General features: G+C 58.7%; 16 protein-coding genes and 1 pseudogene. 6 read left to right on the forward strand and 11 right to left on the reverse strand.

Annotation, left to right across the window (positions count from 1 at the left end):
• Positions 1-352: 352 nt before the first annotated feature.
• Complete coding sequence (locus XH84_RS23590; RefSeq protein WP_128921352.1) at positions 353-754, forward strand: hypothetical protein; 402 nt, start codon at positions 353-355, stop codon at positions 752-754.
• A gap of 460 nt (positions 755-1214) precedes the next feature.
• Here XH84_RS23590 and XH84_RS23595 read toward each other — a convergent pair whose 3' ends face one another.
• Both XH84_RS23595 and XH84_RS23600 read right to left on the reverse strand, forming a co-directional pair.
• A complete protein-coding gene (locus XH84_RS23595) occupies positions 1215-1496 on the reverse strand; it encodes a DUF427 domain-containing protein (protein WP_128921351.1) in 282 nt (93 codons plus the stop codon).
• Between the two features lie 160 nt (positions 1497-1656).
• Positions 1657-2574 (reverse strand): NADP-dependent oxidoreductase, encoded by a 918-nt coding sequence (locus XH84_RS23600; RefSeq protein ID WP_128921350.1) that lies wholly within the window; start codon positions 2572-2574, stop codon positions 1657-1659.
• A gap of 583 nt (positions 2575-3157) precedes the next feature.
• Between XH84_RS23600 and XH84_RS23605 the strand changes: the two genes are divergently transcribed.
• Positions 3158-3844, forward strand: a complete 687-nt coding sequence (locus XH84_RS23605; protein WP_128921349.1) for an antibiotic biosynthesis monooxygenase family protein — start codon at positions 3158-3160, stop codon at positions 3842-3844.
• Positions 3845-4518: 674 nt separating this feature from the next.
• On the opposite strand, the pseudogene XH84_RS23610 reads toward XH84_RS23605, so the two are convergent.
• The 9 genes and pseudogenes from XH84_RS23610 to XH84_RS23650 form a co-directional block, all read right to left on the reverse strand.
• Positions 4519-5066 (reverse strand): annotated as a pseudogene (locus tag XH84_RS23610) (carboxymuconolactone decarboxylase family protein).
• Between the two features lie 21 nt (positions 5067-5087).
• The gene (locus XH84_RS23615) at positions 5088-5741 is read right to left on the reverse strand and encodes a nitroreductase family protein (RefSeq protein ID WP_245471826.1); all 654 of its coding nucleotides are present in this window, start codon (positions 5739-5741) and stop codon (positions 5088-5090) included.
• A gap of 665 nt (positions 5742-6406) precedes the next feature.
• The gene (locus XH84_RS23620) at positions 6407-7102 is read right to left on the reverse strand and encodes a peroxiredoxin-like family protein (RefSeq protein ID WP_245471827.1); all 696 of its coding nucleotides are present in this window, start codon (positions 7100-7102) and stop codon (positions 6407-6409) included.
• A 16-nt stretch (positions 7103-7118) separates the two neighbouring features.
• Positions 7119-8078, reverse strand: a complete 960-nt coding sequence (locus tag XH84_RS23625; RefSeq protein ID WP_128921347.1) for a LysR family transcriptional regulator — start codon at positions 8076-8078, stop codon at positions 7119-7121.
• A 176-nt stretch (positions 8079-8254) separates the two neighbouring features.
• Positions 8255-8971, reverse strand: a complete 717-nt coding sequence (locus XH84_RS41920; RefSeq protein ID WP_430641943.1) for a peroxiredoxin-like family protein — start codon at positions 8969-8971, stop codon at positions 8255-8257.
• Between the two features lie 190 nt (positions 8972-9161).
• Positions 9162-9665, reverse strand: coding sequence for an OsmC family protein (locus tag XH84_RS23635; RefSeq protein ID WP_164936493.1), 504 nt, complete (start codon positions 9663-9665; stop codon positions 9162-9164).
• 46 nt (positions 9666-9711) lie between these two features.
• Positions 9712-10458: an FAD-binding oxidoreductase gene (locus XH84_RS23640; protein WP_128921344.1), complete on the reverse strand. Its 747-nt coding sequence runs from the start codon at positions 10456-10458 to the stop codon at positions 9712-9714.
• A complete protein-coding gene (locus XH84_RS23645) occupies positions 10451-11056 on the reverse strand; it encodes a sulfite oxidase-like oxidoreductase (RefSeq protein ID WP_128921343.1) in 606 nt (201 codons plus the stop codon). Before XH84_RS23645 ends, XH84_RS23640 begins: the two co-directional genes overlap by 8 nt.
• Before the next feature lie 133 nt (positions 11057-11189).
• Entirely contained in the window at positions 11190-11723 is a 534-nt protein-coding gene (locus XH84_RS23650) for a DUF1003 domain-containing protein (protein WP_245471829.1), read from the reverse strand.
• A gap of 1315 nt (positions 11724-13038) precedes the next feature.
• On the opposite strand from XH84_RS23650, the gene XH84_RS23660 reads away from it, so the two are divergent.
• From XH84_RS23660 to XH84_RS23675, 4 genes are all read left to right on the forward strand, one after another.
• Positions 13039-14628, forward strand: coding sequence for a GMC family oxidoreductase (locus XH84_RS23660; RefSeq protein ID WP_128921342.1), 1590 nt, complete (start codon positions 13039-13041; stop codon positions 14626-14628).
• 161 nt (positions 14629-14789) lie between these two features.
• On the forward strand, positions 14790-15305 hold the full coding sequence (locus XH84_RS23665) for a Dps family protein (protein ID WP_128921341.1): 516 nt from the start codon (positions 14790-14792) through the stop codon (positions 15303-15305).
• A gap of 423 nt (positions 15306-15728) precedes the next feature.
• The gene (gene gorA, locus XH84_RS23670) at positions 15729-17204 is read left to right on the forward strand and encodes a glutathione-disulfide reductase (RefSeq protein WP_245471836.1); all 1476 of its coding nucleotides are present in this window, start codon (positions 15729-15731) and stop codon (positions 17202-17204) included.
• A 231-nt stretch (positions 17205-17435) separates the two neighbouring features.
• The gene (locus XH84_RS23675) at positions 17436-18083 is read left to right on the forward strand and encodes a glutathione S-transferase family protein (RefSeq protein WP_245471830.1); all 648 of its coding nucleotides are present in this window, start codon (positions 17436-17438) and stop codon (positions 18081-18083) included.
• Positions 18084-18231: the final 148 nt, after the last annotated feature.

The following is an 18231-nucleotide window of genomic DNA, read 5'->3' on the forward strand; positions in this document are numbered from 1 at the left end:
AGAGAGAGATCCATTGAGCGGACCGCCTATGGCATAATGCTTGGCCTAGGCACGCATGTCCCGGCGCAAGCGAAGAACGTTCGAAATGAAAGATTCCCGATTCGAGCGCCTCTCTGATCTCCCGCTCGGGGGTCTTTGCATTTGAAAGCTCCAAACCCTGGCGCTGGAGAGAATGAAAATGATAGCGATCCGGCATTTCTAACAGCTCGCAGACGGGAATACCCTCCTCATACACCTCATCGATAATTGGTGGCAGCACGGGGCTCATCGAACGATCCGACGTTCGTATGCGCGGCCCTACCCTCGATGTCCAAGAATTCGATCGAGCAGCCCAGGATGCAGGAGTTTCGTCATGCCCTTTCTCTTCATCACAAGAATTATTCACACCTACCTAATCGACTATCCTGTTGCCATCGTCTTGATGGTCGCGCCATGCCGGCTGAAGCTAGGCAAGGGCAGTCCCGTCGCGCTGTGGTTTTGGGTAGCGGCGCGGTTCACCGCATTGCTGCTGCCGACCTTAACGAAGCGCGCCACGGGACTCGTCCAGCTCATCAGTTACTGGTTGCATACCTCGGCGGACGGCGGATTGGGAATCACCTCTATCACCGCCCGCACCGTTTTCCATTTTACGGCGCTTGAGGTCTGGTATTATTGGGTTCTCACCGCTGCGGTCCTGCTAATGACCTTAGTTCTCCGGACGCCCGAGATGAGCGCCGCGCAGCGAGCAAACCTCGACATGCGGAATACTATATGAGGCTCGTGTCGATTCGAGCGCGGCGTCCTGTTGCCGATTCGATCGCAAGAAATACGCCTCGCGCCGTATCGGGCTGAACAGACCAGCCAGCGACAGTGAGATCGAGGCGACATAGAGTGACCTACCGCCCAATTTAGAGCACGAGCCGCGGTGCGAGTCGACGAAGAAGCCTGCATCCTGCGCGGCGTGACCTTGGCTCAAGAGCGCGAGCTATCGGCTTCCATCGAGATATCGCTTGACCTGCTCGGGCGAGTGGGTCGCTAGCCGCCACATCACGACTAATTCCCGGACCATCGAATTGACCGAGGCTGACGAACTCCGTCGAGCCCGCCCGTCCGACCGGTTGGCCGCCATTCGACCAGAGGTGAGCGACGCCATTGGTTGGTCCAAAGTAGCGTCAATCTCAGCACTGTCTTTGCCGCGCCCCCTTATTCGCGTTTGGCCGACGGTGGTCAGTCCATTACTTTACATCCACACCTTTCCAAAATGCGATGTAGCCTTTAATTGCGGCAGCTTCATTGGTGGGCTCGGCGTAATACCATGCTGCATCTTCATTAGTCTTACCACCGACGATAAGCGAATAGTAGTTCGCAAAGCTCTTCCATGGACACCGGCTGGTCCTCGTACTCTGCCTAAGATATTGAGTATTAACGGAATCGGGCGGGAAGTAGTGATTGCCTTCGACTACAATGGTCTTGTCCGATTCCGCGATCAGTGCGCCGTTCCACGTCGCGACTGCCATTATTCATTCCTTTTATGCTTTCAGCTCGATCGAGCAATCTAGGGCTATAGCCGTTCGGTTGGTGCGAGATGACGTGGCTCGCGAATGCGCCGGTCAAACCGGCTTACGTGCTTCCGCTTCCTCGAAGGTAATCCGCCGCGCATCGATAGGCGCGTGTCGCTCACGGACGAACTCGAATGATCGTCTTCCCGGTGATTCGTTTGGTCCGATTGAAGGCGGTGACGGCGTCATCGAGAGTCGAGACGACACCGATGTTCGTCCGCAGTCGTCCGTCCCGCACCCGCTGGACGATTTCGCCGAGTTGGACACGATCGGACTCGACAACGAAGTCGACTGCCAAACCATCCGCGGGCAGTGCCTCGCTCGGCCCGACGATGGAAACCAGCGTTCCTCCGGCTCGAACCAGGCGCGCGGACCGCTTTCCGATGTCGCCGCCGATGAGATCGAATACCAAATCGACGCCGCCAACATCTTCCAGAGCGTCGTTCTCCAAGTCAACGAACTCTTGTGCGCCGAAATCGAGCGTCTTCTGACGGTCGGCCGCGCGTCCGGTGCCGATCACGTAGGCGCCCGCCTCACGGGCAAGCTGGGTCACGATTGAGCCGACTGCTCCGGCCGCACCGTGCGCTAGCACGCTCTGCCCGGAGCGAAGGCGGCCGTGCTCGAACAGTCCCTGCCATGCGGTCAGGCCTGAGATCGGCAGGCTCGCACCCACAGAGAACTCGACGTCGCCCGGCAGCGGGGCGAGATTGCGTGCTTCGACTGCTACGTACTCCGCCAGGGTGCCGTCGCGATACCAGTCGGCGAGGCCGAACACTCTCTGTCCCACCGACAGCCCCGTCGTCCCATAGCCAAGCCCGGTGACCACTCCGGCTAGTTCGTGCCCAGGGATCGACGGCTTTCGGTCGCGATTGAGGCGATCTGTCCAGGTCGAGGGCCACGTCAACTCGGTTCCGACGAACCCGGACGCATGAACCTGAACGACAACGTCGTTTATCGCCGCCTTCGGTTCGGGCCGCTCCACCAGCTTCATTTCAGCTGTTCCCGCATCCTGGCTAGTCACCACTATCGCTTTCATCGTCCACCTCTTCGAGCGTGGTATGTGGTCAGTTTCTGAATGCCCCTCATACCGCCGAAACTACGACGCAAAATTCGATCATCCAATGATCTCTGGTTATGGAATCGATGCCATCGACGCAGCGACAAAGTCGAGCGCGGTACAAGAGCTGCTTCGTGCGCCGAAGAGGAATCGTCAGCGGGTGGAAGCTGATGATGTCCAGACGACGCCGGTATAGCGGCCAGTTACTTGAACTCGAGATCGGTCCAAGCCCACACGGGCTGGTATCGAGAGCCGTGCCGGAGCCCTCGCCACGGCGACAGTGCAGCACTTCCCGCCGTGAGACGCGTCAAGGGCGATTTTCCGCAACCGCGATAAGTCATGCGCCTACCCTCTGGGCCGCTTGTATTACACGCGGTTATCGAAATCATAACTTTACGAGTCGATTCTCTATCAATAAACGCTGTCGCAATGAGCGCGGTCGTGAGGCTGCGGTCGGTGACGCACAGCTCGCTGCAATTAGAATCGCGAGCGTAGGGTCTCGCCGGGCCACTTCGACATCCAGATCGACCACGTCGCAACACTCTAAGAGGGTGATACGACCATGTTTTCAGTGATTTTCGAGGCGCTCCCAAATAAAGGGAGTTTCGATGACTACCTCGACCACTCAAAGATACTGGGTCCCGAGCTGCAGCAGATTGAGGGCTTCATCGACGACGTCCGGTACAAGAGCCTCACTCGCGAGGGATGGATACTTTCGCATTCGGCCTGGCGAGACGAGAAGTCGCTCGTGCGCTGGCGCACCCACATGCGCCATCACGAGGTCGAGCAGAAGGGCCGCAATGAAATCCTCGCCGACTACCACGTGCGCGTCGGACAGATCACCGCTGACAATCAAGTGCCACCGGGATACGCCCTCGCGGAGCAGAGGCTCGAAGAGACCGAAGTCGGCGAGGGAACGACGATCACGCTGATTAACGCCTCTCGCCCGATGGAATGGAAGAGGACCGAGAACCCGTACGATTGCGCCGAGTGGCTCGGCCTCAATCCGTGGGCCGCCGGTACTGTGTCCTGGGACGTCTTCGAGGCCTTATTCACGCCCAGCGACCTAGTTCTGCTCATATCCTGGAAGGACGCAGCTGCAGCGCAGGCCTACGAAGACTCCTCAGCACTGAATGACAAGGCGAGGGTTCGGAGAGTGCGGATCGTGCGCGACTATGGAAAATACGACCGTCGCGAGGCGCCTCAGTATTACGCAGACGTTAAGGCCAGCGAGCCCCTCCAAGGCTGACACTGCCCCGTCCAGGAGCCCGAGCGGGCTAGCCCGTGGCTTGGCGTCGAGATGTTTGTCGACGCGCCCTCAGTCTGTGAAAGGCCGGTTCCTGAACATGGCTCTGGCTTCGCGCAATGTGATTCCTTGAGCGTGCCTACCCCTTGGACACGACACGGAAATAAGTGGTCTGCCGCGTTCAGGGAGATGAAGCTCTTGGGGTGCCTCGCCGTCAGGAATACTTCGGTAGTCCCCTCGCGATGCCGACATTCTCGTCGCGCGGGCTTGTGAGATGAGAAGAGGCTTTCGCGGCGATGCGATGTCGTCCGACAGCGGCTCGCGACGTAAGTCCTCAACGAACTGCCTGCTGATCTTGAATGTCCGTTCTCCGATGCGCACGTCTGCAGCCCCGTCGCCCTCAGGCCGCGTCGCGTCGTTCCCCCGGACATTTTCCAGTAAGGCCGCTCCCGTTATCTTGTCCGAGCCCTTGCCGCTTCGCCCACCAGGCTAGGTCTCCAATGAACAACGGCAGCGACGCCCCACCGACCTGCCCTCGGGCGTCGAAAAGCCCGGACGCGTTCCCAAGACTTTTCCTTGGCGCATCCGGGCTTTTGGTCCTTGGCGCATCCGGGCTTTTGGCGCTGGCCCGCATCACATGAAAGCTTAACGGTTCCCTCGGAAACACCGGACAGCGTTCAAAGCGAGCCGGCCGGCTTAACGACGGGGAAGTCCTTCTCGGGATCGAACACGTTATTGAAAAAGTTCGTCAGGGAGTACATGGCCACCAGAGCGACGATCTCCGTGACGTTCGCGTCCGTGTAGCCGACGTTCGCGAACGGCTTTCAGATCGGCGTCATCGACATTGCCTCTAGCCTCGATTACCTTGCGCGCAAACTGGACGGCGGCTTCCCGCTTCGGGTCGGTGGAATGACCCTTCCGAGCGAGAACGATTTCACCAGCGGACAGCTTAGCCATGTGCTCGGCCGTAAAACTGTGAACGGTTAAGCAATAGTTGCAGCCGTTCACTTCGGAGACAGCGAGGCCGATACTGTCACGAGTCTTCACGTCGAGCGCCTTGCTCAACGAGCCAAGCAGGTTGGCCCAGGCGTTGAACGCGATCGGGCTCTGCGCGAAGGTCGCCAGCATATTTGAGGTGAACCCGATGTTCTTGGCGAACGCATCGAGAGTCAGCCTGGATTCGGCCGGAACCTGTTCCGAACTTTAGAGCTGCTGTCCTGGGCACCGTAGTCTCCGCCGCTGGCAATCACACGAAATCCAGCACATCGGCTACCGGTCGGCGCGGCTTCTGCGGCCAATTTCCCGCACGCTCCGCCCCTACGGATAACAACATGACCGGCACTTCGTCCTTAGCCAGTCCGAACTCGCGGTGCACCGCTTCGGCATCAAAGCCGATCATCGGCGTCGAACCGAGGCCCAGCGAACGGGCTGCATAGATCATCGCCGCCGCACCGAAAGTGCCCGTGCGCACTGCCTCGTCGCGCTGGCGCTGCGGGTACTCCATGTAAAGATCGCGAGCTGGGGTTTCCCATTCCGGCACCATCTCCGGCGGCATGATCCCCGCTTCCACGAGCGGCGCCAGACGCTCTGGTACAACACTAGAATCGGCCAATTGGCCGCAGACGATGAAGGTAACCGCCGCTTCGGTGATCGCGGGCTGACTCCAAGCGATCGGACTTAACCGAGCCTTGGCTTCCGGCGTCCGCACGGCGATGAAGCGCCAGTTCTGCAAGTGGAAAGATGTCGGCGCCGTGGTGCCGATTCGCACCAGTTCGCGGATTTGGTCGTCGCTCAAAGTGGCGGCCGGGTCGTAATACTTGGCGGCGCTTCGGCTCAGGATACATTCGATCACCGTATTGGTCATCGTGATTCCGTTGGTCATCGTAGTTCCGTTGATCATGATTGTTCCTGTGCGGGCTGAAAACGTGTGACGACGGGGCCTGTTCGACAGCCCCATGCAGAAGCAAGGGTATTTTCCCAGGTTATCCGCGGCAGGCCTGATAGGATGTGGTCGGACGATCGGGATGGCGTCGACTATCCGCGCAAGCCGACTGGTGCGTCACAACGTCTGCATCATCGTCCACCTGCTTTTGTCCGGCGGGTCGTCATCTTCCGAATTCCAATGAAAGTATTGCGGCCAAACTCGATGGACCAATGATCTTTGGTTATGGAATCGATGCCATCGAGCGGCAGCGAAAGATCAACGTGCTGCGCAAACAGGCAGCATCAACCCTGCATGAGAGCTACCGCGAAAATACGTACGTGTGAGCTTTCGTCCATCCGACGATGGATGGTACAACTATCAGTTGCCGGCAGCAACAAACGTGGTGGTTACGACCTAAGCCCGCTTGATCAGTTTTCAACCTCTGCCGCTCGAGATTGGTAACTCATCTCTCGTATATCTGCGGTAAGAGTGAGTGGCTTCGACCCGAGGTCTGGATTGGGCGCATCAAGCTCAGCAGTGCATGACTAAGCAATTTCCGACGTCTATTTTGGCAACGGGCCTGCCAGAAACACGCGATCCCAGTTGGTGGAATGGAACACGAAGATGTCCTCTAGCCGACGTCATTCGTGGAATAGAGACGGCTCGTCGGACTGGGATCCCGCAAGCTGGCGAAGCTTGTTGAGGATGTCTGACGGTTCTTGGCGGATCGTAAAGTCGGGCTCGACGAATGCGCCTCTGACGATGCCACCTTGATCGACCACGAAAGTCGCCGGGATCGGCAGCATCCACTCGGTCGACCCGTGACGGCGCCCAAAGTCGTAACCTTGCCGCGCGTAGTGCGCCTTTGTTTCGTCGGGTAGACGAAATAAAACGCCGTAGGATATAGCCACGGCATGGTCGACGTCCGCGAGCACCGTCAGATCAAGGCTCAACTCCCTTTTCAGACGCCTCGGCAAATCACCGGTCTCGGGCGACAGCACAACAAGGTTCGCCTTTAGACTATCAAATTCAGCCCTGACCGCCTGAAGAGCGCGAAGCTCTGCATTGCAGAATGGGCACCATCCACCACGATAGAAGCTCACTACAAGCGGCCCGTCACCCCGAAGGTGTTCGGACGAATGAAGTCGTCCATGCACATCAGGCAGAAGAAAATCCGGCGCCGTATCGCCAACCTGCAATGCGCCCGACGCGACATCAGTCTTGCGAAGCCAATCGACGAGATGGGTGTACGCCTCCCGATCCGTGTTACTGAGTCCAGCCAGAAGCTTGCTACGCACCTGATTGAGGGTTTTGGCTAAATTCAATTCGATGTTCATCTGCACACCAGACATCTCAAGAAATGGGCGATGCGAGCCGCGCGACCATACCGCTTGCTTCGAGGTGGCCGCGTTGCTCGGTTTGAAGAGGAGACCCCGCGGGAAGAGACCAGTCGCGCAGCCGCGCAACTTTTACAAATGCGTCAAGCGCAGGTGAGTAACGGCGCCCCTGCACCGCGAGTAGCCTTACCTCACGCCATACCGGATCTCCCTCGATTGGAAGAGCCTTTAGGGAAGGTAATCGGGGCATATGCTCCGGAGCGAGGACGATTCCGAACCCCGCGGCCGCCAAATGTTGCAAGTGCAGGTCCCGGCTGCTGCGATGATTGTAATGCGGCAGGGCGTCTGGAAAGCAGAGACGGTGAACTTTCGGAGCTACGTCACAGTCTAAGCGATCCAGAATAATGGCTTCGCGAAGCGCTTTCATTCCGATCACCGGAAGGCCCGCGAGTTCGTGCGACGGAGAGAGCACCGCGACATAACGCTCTTCGAAGAGCGCCCAATCGTCAATTCGGTCTGGCTTATCTTCGAGATCACCAACCAAGGCGAGATTTACTACCCCCTCTAGCAGAAGCTCTACCAGGCGGCTTGGCGACTCTTCTCGAAGTTCAACGTTGAGGCCCTGGACGACCTTGCGAATCTCGGCGATAGGCTCAAGAACAAGTGAGGCGGAAATGGATGGCGCAAGACCGATAGTTAAGGGAGCTACTTTTTTTTGGCGAAACTCACGCGCTCGGCGTCGAACACCTTCCGTCGAGGCAAGCGCGCGCTCGAGCATAGGAAAGACCGCCTTCCCCAAATCAGTCAGGTGAGTGAGTTGACGCTCTCGATAGATAAGCTGCCCCCCGAGCTCTTGCTCGAGCTTCTGCACACCTTTGGTAAGCGCCGGTTGCGTGACGTTGCACATCTCGGCAGCACGCGTGAAGTTGAGCGTGTTTGCAACAGCTAGAAAATATCGAACCTGGTGGAGCTCCATCGGATGTTCACCGCAAACTGTTCTTGTCACTCTTGAGCACGTGTGATGACATGAAACAACACGCGGCGCGCAGAGGCGCTATATCCTAGAGCCACGTTGCCACTACTGCCGGCGCGATGAAACCTGCGTCGGACGTGCATGGACTATCGGACACGCTTTTTGGAATCTGGAGCTGGCTATCGCTGGGATCGGTGTGCAAGCCGTGTGCGAATCTGGCTAAGGACGGGAAAGAGCTCAGTTGGATCGCAGCGTCGAGTGTAGTCGGCGCTGATATCGGCATATTCGACGATCCCTTCGGGGCCTACTACGTACCGAGCTGGCATTGTCAGCGTCCAGCTTGGCTCGCCATTCACGGCGGCGAGGTCGAGACCACATTCTATTTCGACGGCGCGCAACTCCCGGGATAGCTTCCAACGGAGGCCGAACGCCCGAGCGACCTTTCCGCTGCGGTCGACGAGGCTGGGAAACGATAATCCGTTCACTCGCTCAGTGGAGCGGCTCTCGTTGGCGGACTGCTGAGAAACCGCGATAATCGACGCACCCCATGAGCGAAGTTCCCGCGCGACAGCCTGAATCGCGCGCAAATCGAGCCGGCAATAGGGGCACCATCCCCCCCTATAAAATACAATGAGGACTGGGCCACCGTTTGAAACGGAATCGGATGAAATCGTCTTGCCATGTGGATCGCGCAGCCGGAATTCGGGAGCATAGTCTCCTGCATGAATGGCTCTTTCGGCGACTCCAGACGAGACCAAGTCGTCGATCGCTTCCTGGCGGACACGCCTACTACGCGGAGGAGTATTTTCATAGCACTGGTCCCTCAGCGCATCGAGCTCATCTTGGAGTAGCATTGGGGTCATCCTCACCGTATTCGGCCGGCTCACTCTTGACATTAGGAGGGCGTCAGTTTGGCGGTAGTGCCGACGTACAAATTTGACATATTCTCGCTCCACATGAGCGAACCACTGTCCTACAACAGCGGTCTAGGTCTCATGCCAGTCACGGAATGCGCCGATCTGAGACCCAGCGAGTACGTTAGTTGTTGCTGCGCTTCACTTCTAGCGATCGGATACCGAGAGACGCTCAATCCGGATCGATATAAGGGATTCGGAGTTCAGCCAGATCATCTTCATAGCTGGCCGGAGTGCTTGCACCGGAAGCAGTCGCGTCTGCGCTTGTACGAATATTCGCGCTAATGCCGAGAATTTCACCAACAGGGCAGAGGTTTGCGGCCTCCAGCAAGAATGCGCGCTGTTGCGCGTCGAGTTTTCCTCCCAGCACGAGCGTGCGCTCGAACGTACCTCTTTCGCCTTGGGCGCCGTGATGGAAGCTGACGCACACTTCCACCCGGTCGAGCGGAAGCTTTCGGCGCCGGGCCTGAAAATGAACGGTCATAGCGGTGCAAGCGGCGAGAGATGCGCTGAGAAGGTCGTAAGGATTGGGACCGGGTGATATATGGCCGACCCCATCCGGACCGCCGATAGAAAACTCAGATCCGCCAACGTGGCCAACCAGTGCGCTGTGATTAGCGAGATCGTTCGCGACGACAACTTCACGGACCTTGGATGCCTTGTCCTGCGGTACCATAGAGCGTCCTCCTTTTATCGTGAGTAAATCATCAAAAGCGGCGTTGTTAGCCCCCATAACGTTCCGTCTTGATCACCGCGGCGCCCAAGCCTGCCATTACGGTGGCATCGCTTGCGACATTGACGAAGGGGTTTGATCCGCAAACAAATACGTGCGTAGGCATGCTAGGAAGCCGGGCAACCAAATCGGCGACCATTGCGCTATCGATGCGTCGCGCAAAGTCGGAGGCGCGTTCTGCGCGTTCGCGAGTAATCGCCAACGCTAACATAAACTTAGGGTCAGCCATCTCCGATGCGAGCAACTCATCGGCGAACAGCACGTCGCGTCTCGTCCGGGTTGACAGAAGCAGCGCTGTCGCGACAGTCTGCGACAGGACGCGGCGTTGTCGGATCATCGCCATCAGCGGTACGACACCGGACCCGGCCCCGATCAATAGGATTGGTCCGGTTGCGCGCTCAGGCCACACGAAGTGTCGGCCGAATGGGCCTCGCAGCTCGATTTCGTCGCCAACAGCCGCAATGTCATGGAAAAACGGAGAGACTTCGCCGTCCGGGAGACGTTCGATCGTAAGCTCAATGACACTCGAGGCGCTCGGTGCGGAGGCGATCGAGTAACTGCGCATAGCGACGTAGCCGTCTGACGCCGTTAGTCGTACATCGACGTGTTGACCGGCAGTATGCGCAAATGGCTCGCTGAGCCGTAGGAAGTAGCTCTTGATGCTCGGCGTCTGCTGAATGATTTCGGCGATGGCGCATGTCTGCCAAGACGCCGATCTCGCGCCGGCCTCAGTCATTGGCGTACCGCTGCTCGCGCCATGGATCACCATATTTGTGATAGCCGCGCAATTCCCAGAAGCCCAGCTCGTCGCTTTCGGTAAATTGAAGCCCGTTTACCCACTTGGCAGACTTCCAGAAATACAGGTGTGGCACGAGGAGTCGTGCTGGGCCACCATGGTCGCGTGGAATCGGTTGCCCCTCGTAGCTCAGAGCGATCATGGCCTTTCCGGAGGAAAGATCTGAAAGGGGCACGTTCGTAGAGTAGCCATCGTAGCAGTGCGCGAGCACGAAATCAGTGGGGCCTTCCACGCCGGCATCCGCAAGGATGTCATCCACGATCACGCCCTCCCAGGCAGTGTTAAGTTTTGACCACGATGTGACGCAATGAATGTCTCTCGTCATCTTGGTCTTGGGAAGCGCGTTGAACTCCCTCCAGTTCCAAACCCTAATAGCCTTCGACCCGATCTTGAGAGTGAACTTCCAATCCGCTGTTTGGACGCGGGGCGTCGGTCCGGCTGTCAGGACAGGAAAGTGCTCCACGAGGTGCTGGCCTGGCGGAATTCGATCGGATTGGTCTCTTCCCAAATTTCGACCGGTAAAACCTCTCGTGATCATGGTGGCCTCCTTTGCATTGTCTTGGCCGCCTGGCCGATACGGCTCGCTTCTCGAACCTACGGGTCGCCACACGGCGTCTGATAGTGCGTCTCAAAAAGCCCGACTGGTGATCGCGGCAGTTTTAGATGCCGGGCTAAGGGGCGGAAACCTCTTGTTCAAGGGGGAAGACAAAGTCCGCTCGAATAGTCTGCCTCGTTTGCAGAAGCAGATCCGTCAGATATTTGACGGCCTCGGTCAGTCTGAGGAATTCTCGCGCTCGAAGCTCATCAATCTTTTCGTGTAACAGCTCGATTTCGAGTTCGGCCTTGACGTTGATCCTATAATCGTTTTCTGCCGCTCTTCGATCGATGTCTTGCTGCCTGTTTTGGCTCATTATGATAATCGGCGCCGCATAGCCAGCTTGGACCGAGAGCGCGAGGTTCAACAAAATGAAAGGAAACGGATCCCAACTTCTCGCTGCGACTAGATTGATCGAAACCCATGAAACGAGGAGAATGGTCTGGGCGATGATAAACTTCCAGGAGCCCATAATGCCTGCGACCCTGTCTGCCACACGTTGGCCGACTGAGAGCGGCTCCATCGGAGCGCGCGCTTCAGTCGGACGAAGACGCAATGAGCGGTGCAGCCGCCGCAATTCGGCGAGCAGTTCACGCTCTGTGGCCTCCATACTGTCAATTTTCCGTTCTGCGGACTCGATGGCCCTGCTCCTCATCCCTACGGCGGGCGCGACTCGCACTCTACGATATTTCCGATCAATCGCGTTTAAGCGCCGCCACATCGTCCGCGTAATTGATCCAGCCAAAGGCGCAAGGAGGTCTTCGAACTCGGTGGCCTATCTACCCTGGTCGCTGCGTTCGGTAATTAAATTCGTCGACCGCCTCCGGTAAAGCTATCATATTCATAACGGGCGGGAATGCTCCTTGAAGTCAAACGTCGGAGCTCCCCGATGACGAAATCCGTGAGCGCACGCGCACCAGGCTTATTGGTCTTCCCGCTCTTATTGACGTCGCCCTTCGCTTCGGAAGGCGATTTTCGTTCCGCGCGTTCTTGCAGCCGCCCTCCTCTAGCTCACAGAGCATGGCACGCCGCGGATGGTCTGGCAGGGCCGCGCCCGCGCTCGCGTCGCTCAATCGGGACGGACGGGTCATCCACACTGGCTCCTTCAGCAAGACGATTAGTCCGACCATTCGGCTTGGCCTTCTGATCACGCGCTAGGACTCGCCTCCCGATTCGCTGACGTAGCGGCGTGTCGCGCCGGCACCATGCACCGCGGTGCAACTCGCGGCCGCCGAGTTCGTGCGCCAGGGTCACTACATTCGCCATCTCCGGCGCACGAAACGCGCCCACGCCGCCACAAGGAAGACCTTGTTGGAATCTTCAGACAGCCTTCAGCATCGGTAGGGCTGCTGCGCCCGGCTTGGCTGTGCTACTGAAATTTCCCAAGGAAGCTCAGAATTAGTCATGGCTCACGAAGCCTCGGCATTCGCGACGGCCCCTTCCCGCTTTCAACCTGGCATGGACCGCCTAATGAGTCCTGGCTTTTGCTTGGCGTCGCGACCGCGCCGACCAAATGCTTGCTCTATCCTGCGATCGGCTGCTGGAGTATCCAACGGTCCAGCTGAGAGTCTTGAAGCTGAACCGTTGGCTATCCATTGAATTTTTCTGCTTCGCAACACGCGTTGTGCAAGCAACGACGGATTGATTGCCCGACTCAGCGATGGAACGCGCCTTAGAAGTCTTTGAGACGCTTTCGAGCTGCGAAGCTCCTCTTGGCATGCCTCGCTTCGGCATCACGTCGTGCGGCAAGCGGCAATAACGATCGTCTATCGACTCTATGGCGAGAGGTGATTTCCCTCAGCGACGTTGCAAGGCCATTTTCCAAGTATTGGCCTGATTAATCTCGGCATCCGACAACGCGATGGCGCTGGGGCGCTACGAGTGTTGACCGAACCATAGACATGGCGTGAAAGAGAAAGACCTGGATGTCTCAAAGAGCCTACGACATCGTCATTGTTGGCGCAGGCGCGGCCGGCTGCGTCGTTGCGAGCTATCTCGCCGAACACACTGATGCTTCGATCGCGCTGATCGAAGCGGGCGACACGGATCGCGATCCTTTCATTCATATCCCTGGCGGCTTCGCCAAGATACTAGCCCAGGACCGGCATGTCTGGAAATACGAGACGGTTCCCCAGCACGGCATCAAGCTGGCTTATCGCTCAGGCAAGGTGCTTGGCGGCGGCTCCTCGATCAACGCTATGGCCTACGTCCGTGGTCAAGTGCGTGACTACGCCGCGTGGCAAGACGCGGTCGGCGAAACCGGCAAATGGTCGTATAGTGACTTGCTCCCCGTCTTTATGACGCAGGAGAATAACGACACTTTCCACGACGAATTTCACGGCATCGATGGTGGTCTGGCGGTTCAGTTGCCCAAGGGCATCAACGAGCTGAACCAATATTGCCTCAAGGCCTTCCAGGAATATGGGCTTCCCTATAATCCCGACTATAACGGCAAAACACAGATCGGCGTCTCGCCGGTGCAATCTACAGTCGGAAATCAGCGGCGGTGCAGCGCGGTCGATGCCTATCTGCGTCCGCACCTCGCCTCGGGCCGCGTGACCCTTCTCACCGGCAAGACCGTCGCTCGCATCCTCATCCGGAACAATCGAGCTGTCGGCGTCGAGCTCATGGATAAGGCCCTGGAGAGGATCGCGGCCGAGGAGGTTGTGCTGTCGGCTGGCAGCGTCCACAGCCCGAAGATTCTCATGCACTCTGGCGTCGGGTCGGCCGAGCAACTGCGCGAGCACGGCATCGCGGTGATTGTCGACTCTCCGGAGGTGGGAGAAAATCTCCAGGACCACCCGATGGTGCCGGTCCGTGCCTATGTGAAGGGCGATCTTGGCTATCAAGCTGCTGCGCAAGGCCTAGGTAGCGTCAAAGCGGGCCTGCGCTATTTTGTGACCAAGGATGGCCCAGCAGCTGGCAACGGCATTGAGACGGTGTCGCATTGGAATCCGTCCGACTTTACCGCAGAACCCACGATCCAATGTTATCACGCTCCCATCATTGCGAACCAGGAACTCAGCCCCACGGGAGACCGCTCCGGCATCACTTTCGAGCTCGTAGTGCTTCAGCCCAAGAGCCGCGGCTGGGTGCGGTTGGCCGACAGCGATCCGACATCGATGCCTCTCATCAACCCGAACTTCATCGGCGAGGAGGAAGACTTGAGGGCGGTTGTGGGATCGGTGCGCGCGATTCGCAAGGTTATGGCGCAGGAGTCGTTGGCGCCAATCATCGAGGCAGAGATTGAGCCCGGGCCAAGTATCCAGTCGGACACCGAGATCGGCGCATGGGCGAAGCAGGCAGTGACAACGATGTGGCACCCGGTAGGCACATGCCGGATGGGCCAGGATCCGCGAGCAGTGGTTGATGCGAGGCTCAGGGTCCGCGGAGTTGACCGCCTCCGGGTGATTGATGCCTCGATCATGCCGAACATCACCAGCGGCAACACCAACGCCCCCACCCAGGCTCTTGCGCGGCACGCCACGGCGATGCTGGTCGAGGATCTGGCCTAGGGAGCCCCGGCGCAAGCCGCCATGGCGCGACGTAGATAGTCATGCCGAACTGACCATGTCGCACCAATATCAAAGGCCAGAGTTCTTGCGAACGCCTATCGCCCAAAACTGCCTGTCCCCGGGGGACAACAAAACGTATCAACTCTGAAGGAGAGATCAAAATGAGTATAGAGACTGCGAGAAAGCGCCGGGAGGCACCACTCGACACGCCGAGCAATCTCGGCTCCAATGCCATCAAAGATATTTCGGCTGCCCTAACTGTACTTCTGGCAGACGTATTTGCGCTTTACGTCAAGACCAAAAACTTCCATTGGCACGTTTCGGGTCCGCATTTCCGGGACTATCATCTACTTCTCGATGAGCAAGCTGGGCAGATTTTCGCGATGACGGACGACATCGCCGAAAGGGCCCGCAAGATCGGCGGCACAACGATCCACTCGATCGGCCACATCGCCCGAGTGAAGCATATCGAGGATAATGATGCCGATTTCGTCACGGCGGAGGACATGTTGGCCGAGCTGAAGGAAGACAATTTGGCGCTCACCCAGCGCATGCGGCAGACTCGCAATGTCTGCGACGAGCATGGAGATGTCGCCACAGCGAGCCTGATCGACAATTGGATTGACGAGGCGGAACGTCGCACATGGTTCCTGTTCGAGGCGACCAGGAGAGCTTAATCCAGACCAAGGTTCGGGTGACGGCCTACACTACGCAAAATCCCCGCTGGGGCCTCCGCGTCAGCCTCGTTCACTCGTAGTTGGCATTTTGCGAGCGGCTAGTCGACGCGACTGAGCTCCGTGGAGAGCGACCTCTCCCCAAGAGTACAGAGGTCCAGCCGAGAAGCGGGCGTGATTTCTGAGCGAAGGTGGCAAGGCTGCGCTGACAGCCGCGGATACGCCGAGCCGAAAGTCCAAAACACGATGCTGCCAGTCCGAAGTGGCAGCATGTGCCCTAGGACTCACGACCGTTCGGATCCAGAGTGCGCGTGCCGACGCGAGGGCACGGACAATGCGATCGGCGCACGCACTTTTACCCCCCTCAAAGAATGGACTTGGATGCCTGACTTGAGCGACACAAATGCATTGCAAGACCCCTCAGGCGTGTCGAGACCGGCTGCCGAGGATTCAGCAGCCTGTCACGAAAAGGAATTCGACGTCGATCTGTTCGTGATCGGGGGCGGTTCGGGAGGAGTCCGCGCAGCGCGCGTGGCGTCGGGACATGGCGCGAAAGTGATGCTCGCCGAGGAGTACCGGCTGGGAGGTACGTGTGTCATCCGCGGCTGTGTGCCGAAGAAGCTGTTTGTCTACGCGAGCCGTTTCCGCGACACGTTCGAGGAGGCTACGGAATTCGGTTGGCGCTTGTCGGCCCCGCATTTCGACTGGCGGTCATTGGTCGCTGCGAAGGACCGAGAGATCACACGCCTGGAAAGGCTCTACGCCGCCGGTCAAGAAGGTGCGGGCGTCGAGGTCGTGAGGTCTCGCGCTGTGCTCGAGGATGCGCATACGGTGCGCCTCATTAATAACGGCCGCCGCGTTCGGGCGCGCGTAATCCTTATTGCGACAGGCGCCCGGCCCGAACTGCCTCACTTCGACGGCATCGAACTCGGCATCACCTCAGATGACATCTTTGATTTGAAGACATTCCCAAGGCGGCTTGTCATAGGCGGCGCCGGGTACATCGCGATGGAGTTTGCTGGCCTATTTGCCGCATTGGGAAGCGACGTTACAGTCGTGTGCCGCGGAAGCAATGTGCTCCGGGGCTTTGACGAGGACGTACGTCAAGCGGTCGCCGGATCATACACAAACCGTGGCATCAAGCTGATGGTTGGAGACAGCATCCGCCGCCTTGAACGACGTGGCGGGCACGTCGGCGATGGCGACGATGCAGGAAGGATCAACGTTACGACCGAACAGGGCGGCAGGCTCGTGGCCGACCAGGTGCTGCTCGCCTTTGGCCGCACCCCGAACACGACCTCGCTCGGACTCGAGCGCGCCGGGGTTAAGACTGAAGCAGATGGCGCAATCGTTACCGACGCGAACTCCCGCACGAATATCTCAAACATCTACGCTGTAGGTGACGTGTCTAACCAGTTCAATTTAACGCCCGTCGCGGTTCGCGAAGGCCATGCGTTTGCCGACAGCATGTTCGGCAAGAATGCTTGGCAGGTCGACTATTCTAATGTGCCGACCGCGGTCTTCTCCAGCCCGGAGATCGGCACTGTCGGCTTGACGGAGCTAGCAGCCAGGGCGCAATACCTCGCCGTGGACGTCTACAAAGTCCGCTTTCGCCCGCTGAAGGCGGCCGTGACGGGTGATTGCGAGGCCTCGCTTCTCAAGGTGATTGTGGATTGCGAGTCTGATCGGATCCTCGGGATTCATATCTTCGCTCCAGAGGCAAGCGAGATGATCCAGGTGCTAGCCATCGCGGTCGGCGGCGGAGCCACCATGAAAGACTTGATGTCGGTCATGGCCGTACACCCAACAGTCGGTGAGGAGATCGTCGCGATGCGGACGCCGACGGTGCGTTACGACCGGCGCGAGGCCACGACCTCGCCCCTCGCAAGTGCCGCCGTTTAACGCGGACGTTGCGTGCTCGGAAGGGACCGCTCGGAATGCCGCGGGGCCGTGGAGTCGCTCACGGGATGGTGCAGACCTCAAGCTGCCGGGAATGAAAATCGAAAACGCCAGAACGCTTGGGGAGCGGCAAGAGCACCGCCAGCGTCGCGCGGCTACCTAAACCGGCGGCTCGTCGACCCCGGGCGTGCTGCCCTTGCGTGCGAACACTTCGAAATCTCGAAGGTGAGAGTGATGATCCGCTTCTATTTCCATCCGACGCACAATCGAGCCAAGGTCGCCCTGTTCTTGGAGGAGTCAGGGCTAACGTACGAGTTGGTGCCGGTCGACACGAGCAAGGGAGAGCAACACCAGCCCTCATTTCGCGCCATCGATCCCAGCGGCCAGGTGCCCGCCATCCTCGATACCGATGGTCCGAGCGGCAAAGAGGCGCGGGTTTTCGACTCGAGCGCTATTCTGCTGTATCTCGCCGAAAAAACAGGTCGGTTCCTTGGGCAGCCCTCCCATCGAGGTGAGCTCTTGTCGTGGCTTTTCTTCCTCGAAACTAGCCTCGGCCCCTTGTCGGAACAGGCCGAGCATTTCCAGTTTGCGGCCCCCGACGGCCTCGACTACGCCATCAATAGATATCGCCGCGAAGCGGAACGCCACTACGCCATACTCGATACTCAGCTCGCCGGCCGCGGTTACATCACCGGACCTGACTACACGATCGCGGACATGTCCGCCTGGGGATGGATCGATCGAGCCTCTCGCGTGATGAAGGGCGCAAACGATCCATTGGCGCCGTTCCCAAACGTCAAGCGGTGGTTCACCGCGATCGACGGGCGCCCCGCGGTAGCTAGGGCGCGCGGGGCCGGAAAAATCACAAGTTCAACAAGATAACCGACCAGGAAGCAAAGCGTGCACTCTTCCCGTCGAACCAGCCCGGGGGCCGCGATAATTTGGAGACTCGCTATCGCTCTTTTCGGACATATATGGGTCGCGGTGAGCTTTAGCCGCAACGCCTATAAGCCCCGGATGACCATGGCGG

The organism is Bradyrhizobium nanningense (genome assembly GCF_004114535.1).
GTDB classification, from domain to species: domain Bacteria; phylum Pseudomonadota; class Alphaproteobacteria; order Rhizobiales; family Xanthobacteraceae; genus Bradyrhizobium; species Bradyrhizobium nanningense.

Bases quoted from the DNA above. Each gene is read 5' to 3' on its own strand.
- XH84_RS23590 (WP_128921352.1), top strand. From the start codon at position 353: ATGCCCTTTCTCTTCATCACAAGAATTATTCACACCTACCTAATCGAC.
- XH84_RS23595 (WP_128921351.1), bottom strand. From the start codon at position 1,496: ATGGCAGTCGCGACGTGGAACGGCGCACTGATCGCGGAATCGGACAAG.
- XH84_RS23600 (WP_128921350.1), bottom strand. From the start codon at position 2,574: ATGAAAGCGATAGTGGTGACTAGCCAGGATGCGGGAACAGCTGAAATG.
- XH84_RS23605 (WP_128921349.1), top strand. From the start codon at position 3,158: ATGTTTTCAGTGATTTTCGAGGCGCTCCCAAATAAAGGGAGTTTCGAT.
- XH84_RS23615 (WP_245471826.1), bottom strand. From the start codon at position 5,741: ATGATCAACGGAACTACGATGACCAACGGAATCACGATGACCAATACG.
- XH84_RS23620 (WP_245471827.1), bottom strand. From the start codon at position 7,102: ATGAACATCGAATTGAATTTAGCCAAAACCCTCAATCAGGTGCGTAGC.
- XH84_RS23625 (WP_128921347.1), bottom strand. From the start codon at position 8,078: ATGGAGCTCCACCAGGTTCGATATTTTCTAGCTGTTGCAAACACGCTC.
- XH84_RS41920 (WP_430641943.1), bottom strand. From the start codon at position 8,971: ATGTCAAGAGTGAGCCGGCCGAATACGGTGAGGATGACCCCAATGCTA.
- XH84_RS23635 (WP_164936493.1), bottom strand. From the start codon at position 9,665: ATGGTACCGCAGGACAAGGCATCCAAGGTCCGTGAAGTTGTCGTCGCG.
- XH84_RS23640 (WP_128921344.1), bottom strand. From the start codon at position 10,458: ATGACTGAGGCCGGCGCGAGATCGGCGTCTTGGCAGACATGCGCCATC.
- XH84_RS23645 (WP_128921343.1), bottom strand. From the start codon at position 11,056: ATGATCACGAGAGGTTTTACCGGTCGAAATTTGGGAAGAGACCAATCC.
- XH84_RS23650 (WP_245471829.1), bottom strand. From the start codon at position 11,723: ATGGAGGCCACAGAGCGTGAACTGCTCGCCGAATTGCGGCGGCTGCAC.
- XH84_RS23660 (WP_128921342.1), top strand. From the start codon at position 13,039: ATGTCTCAAAGAGCCTACGACATCGTCATTGTTGGCGCAGGCGCGGCC.
- XH84_RS23665 (WP_128921341.1), top strand. From the start codon at position 14,790: ATGAGTATAGAGACTGCGAGAAAGCGCCGGGAGGCACCACTCGACACG.
- XH84_RS23675 (WP_245471830.1), top strand. From the start codon at position 17,436: ATGATCCGCTTCTATTTCCATCCGACGCACAATCGAGCCAAGGTCGCC.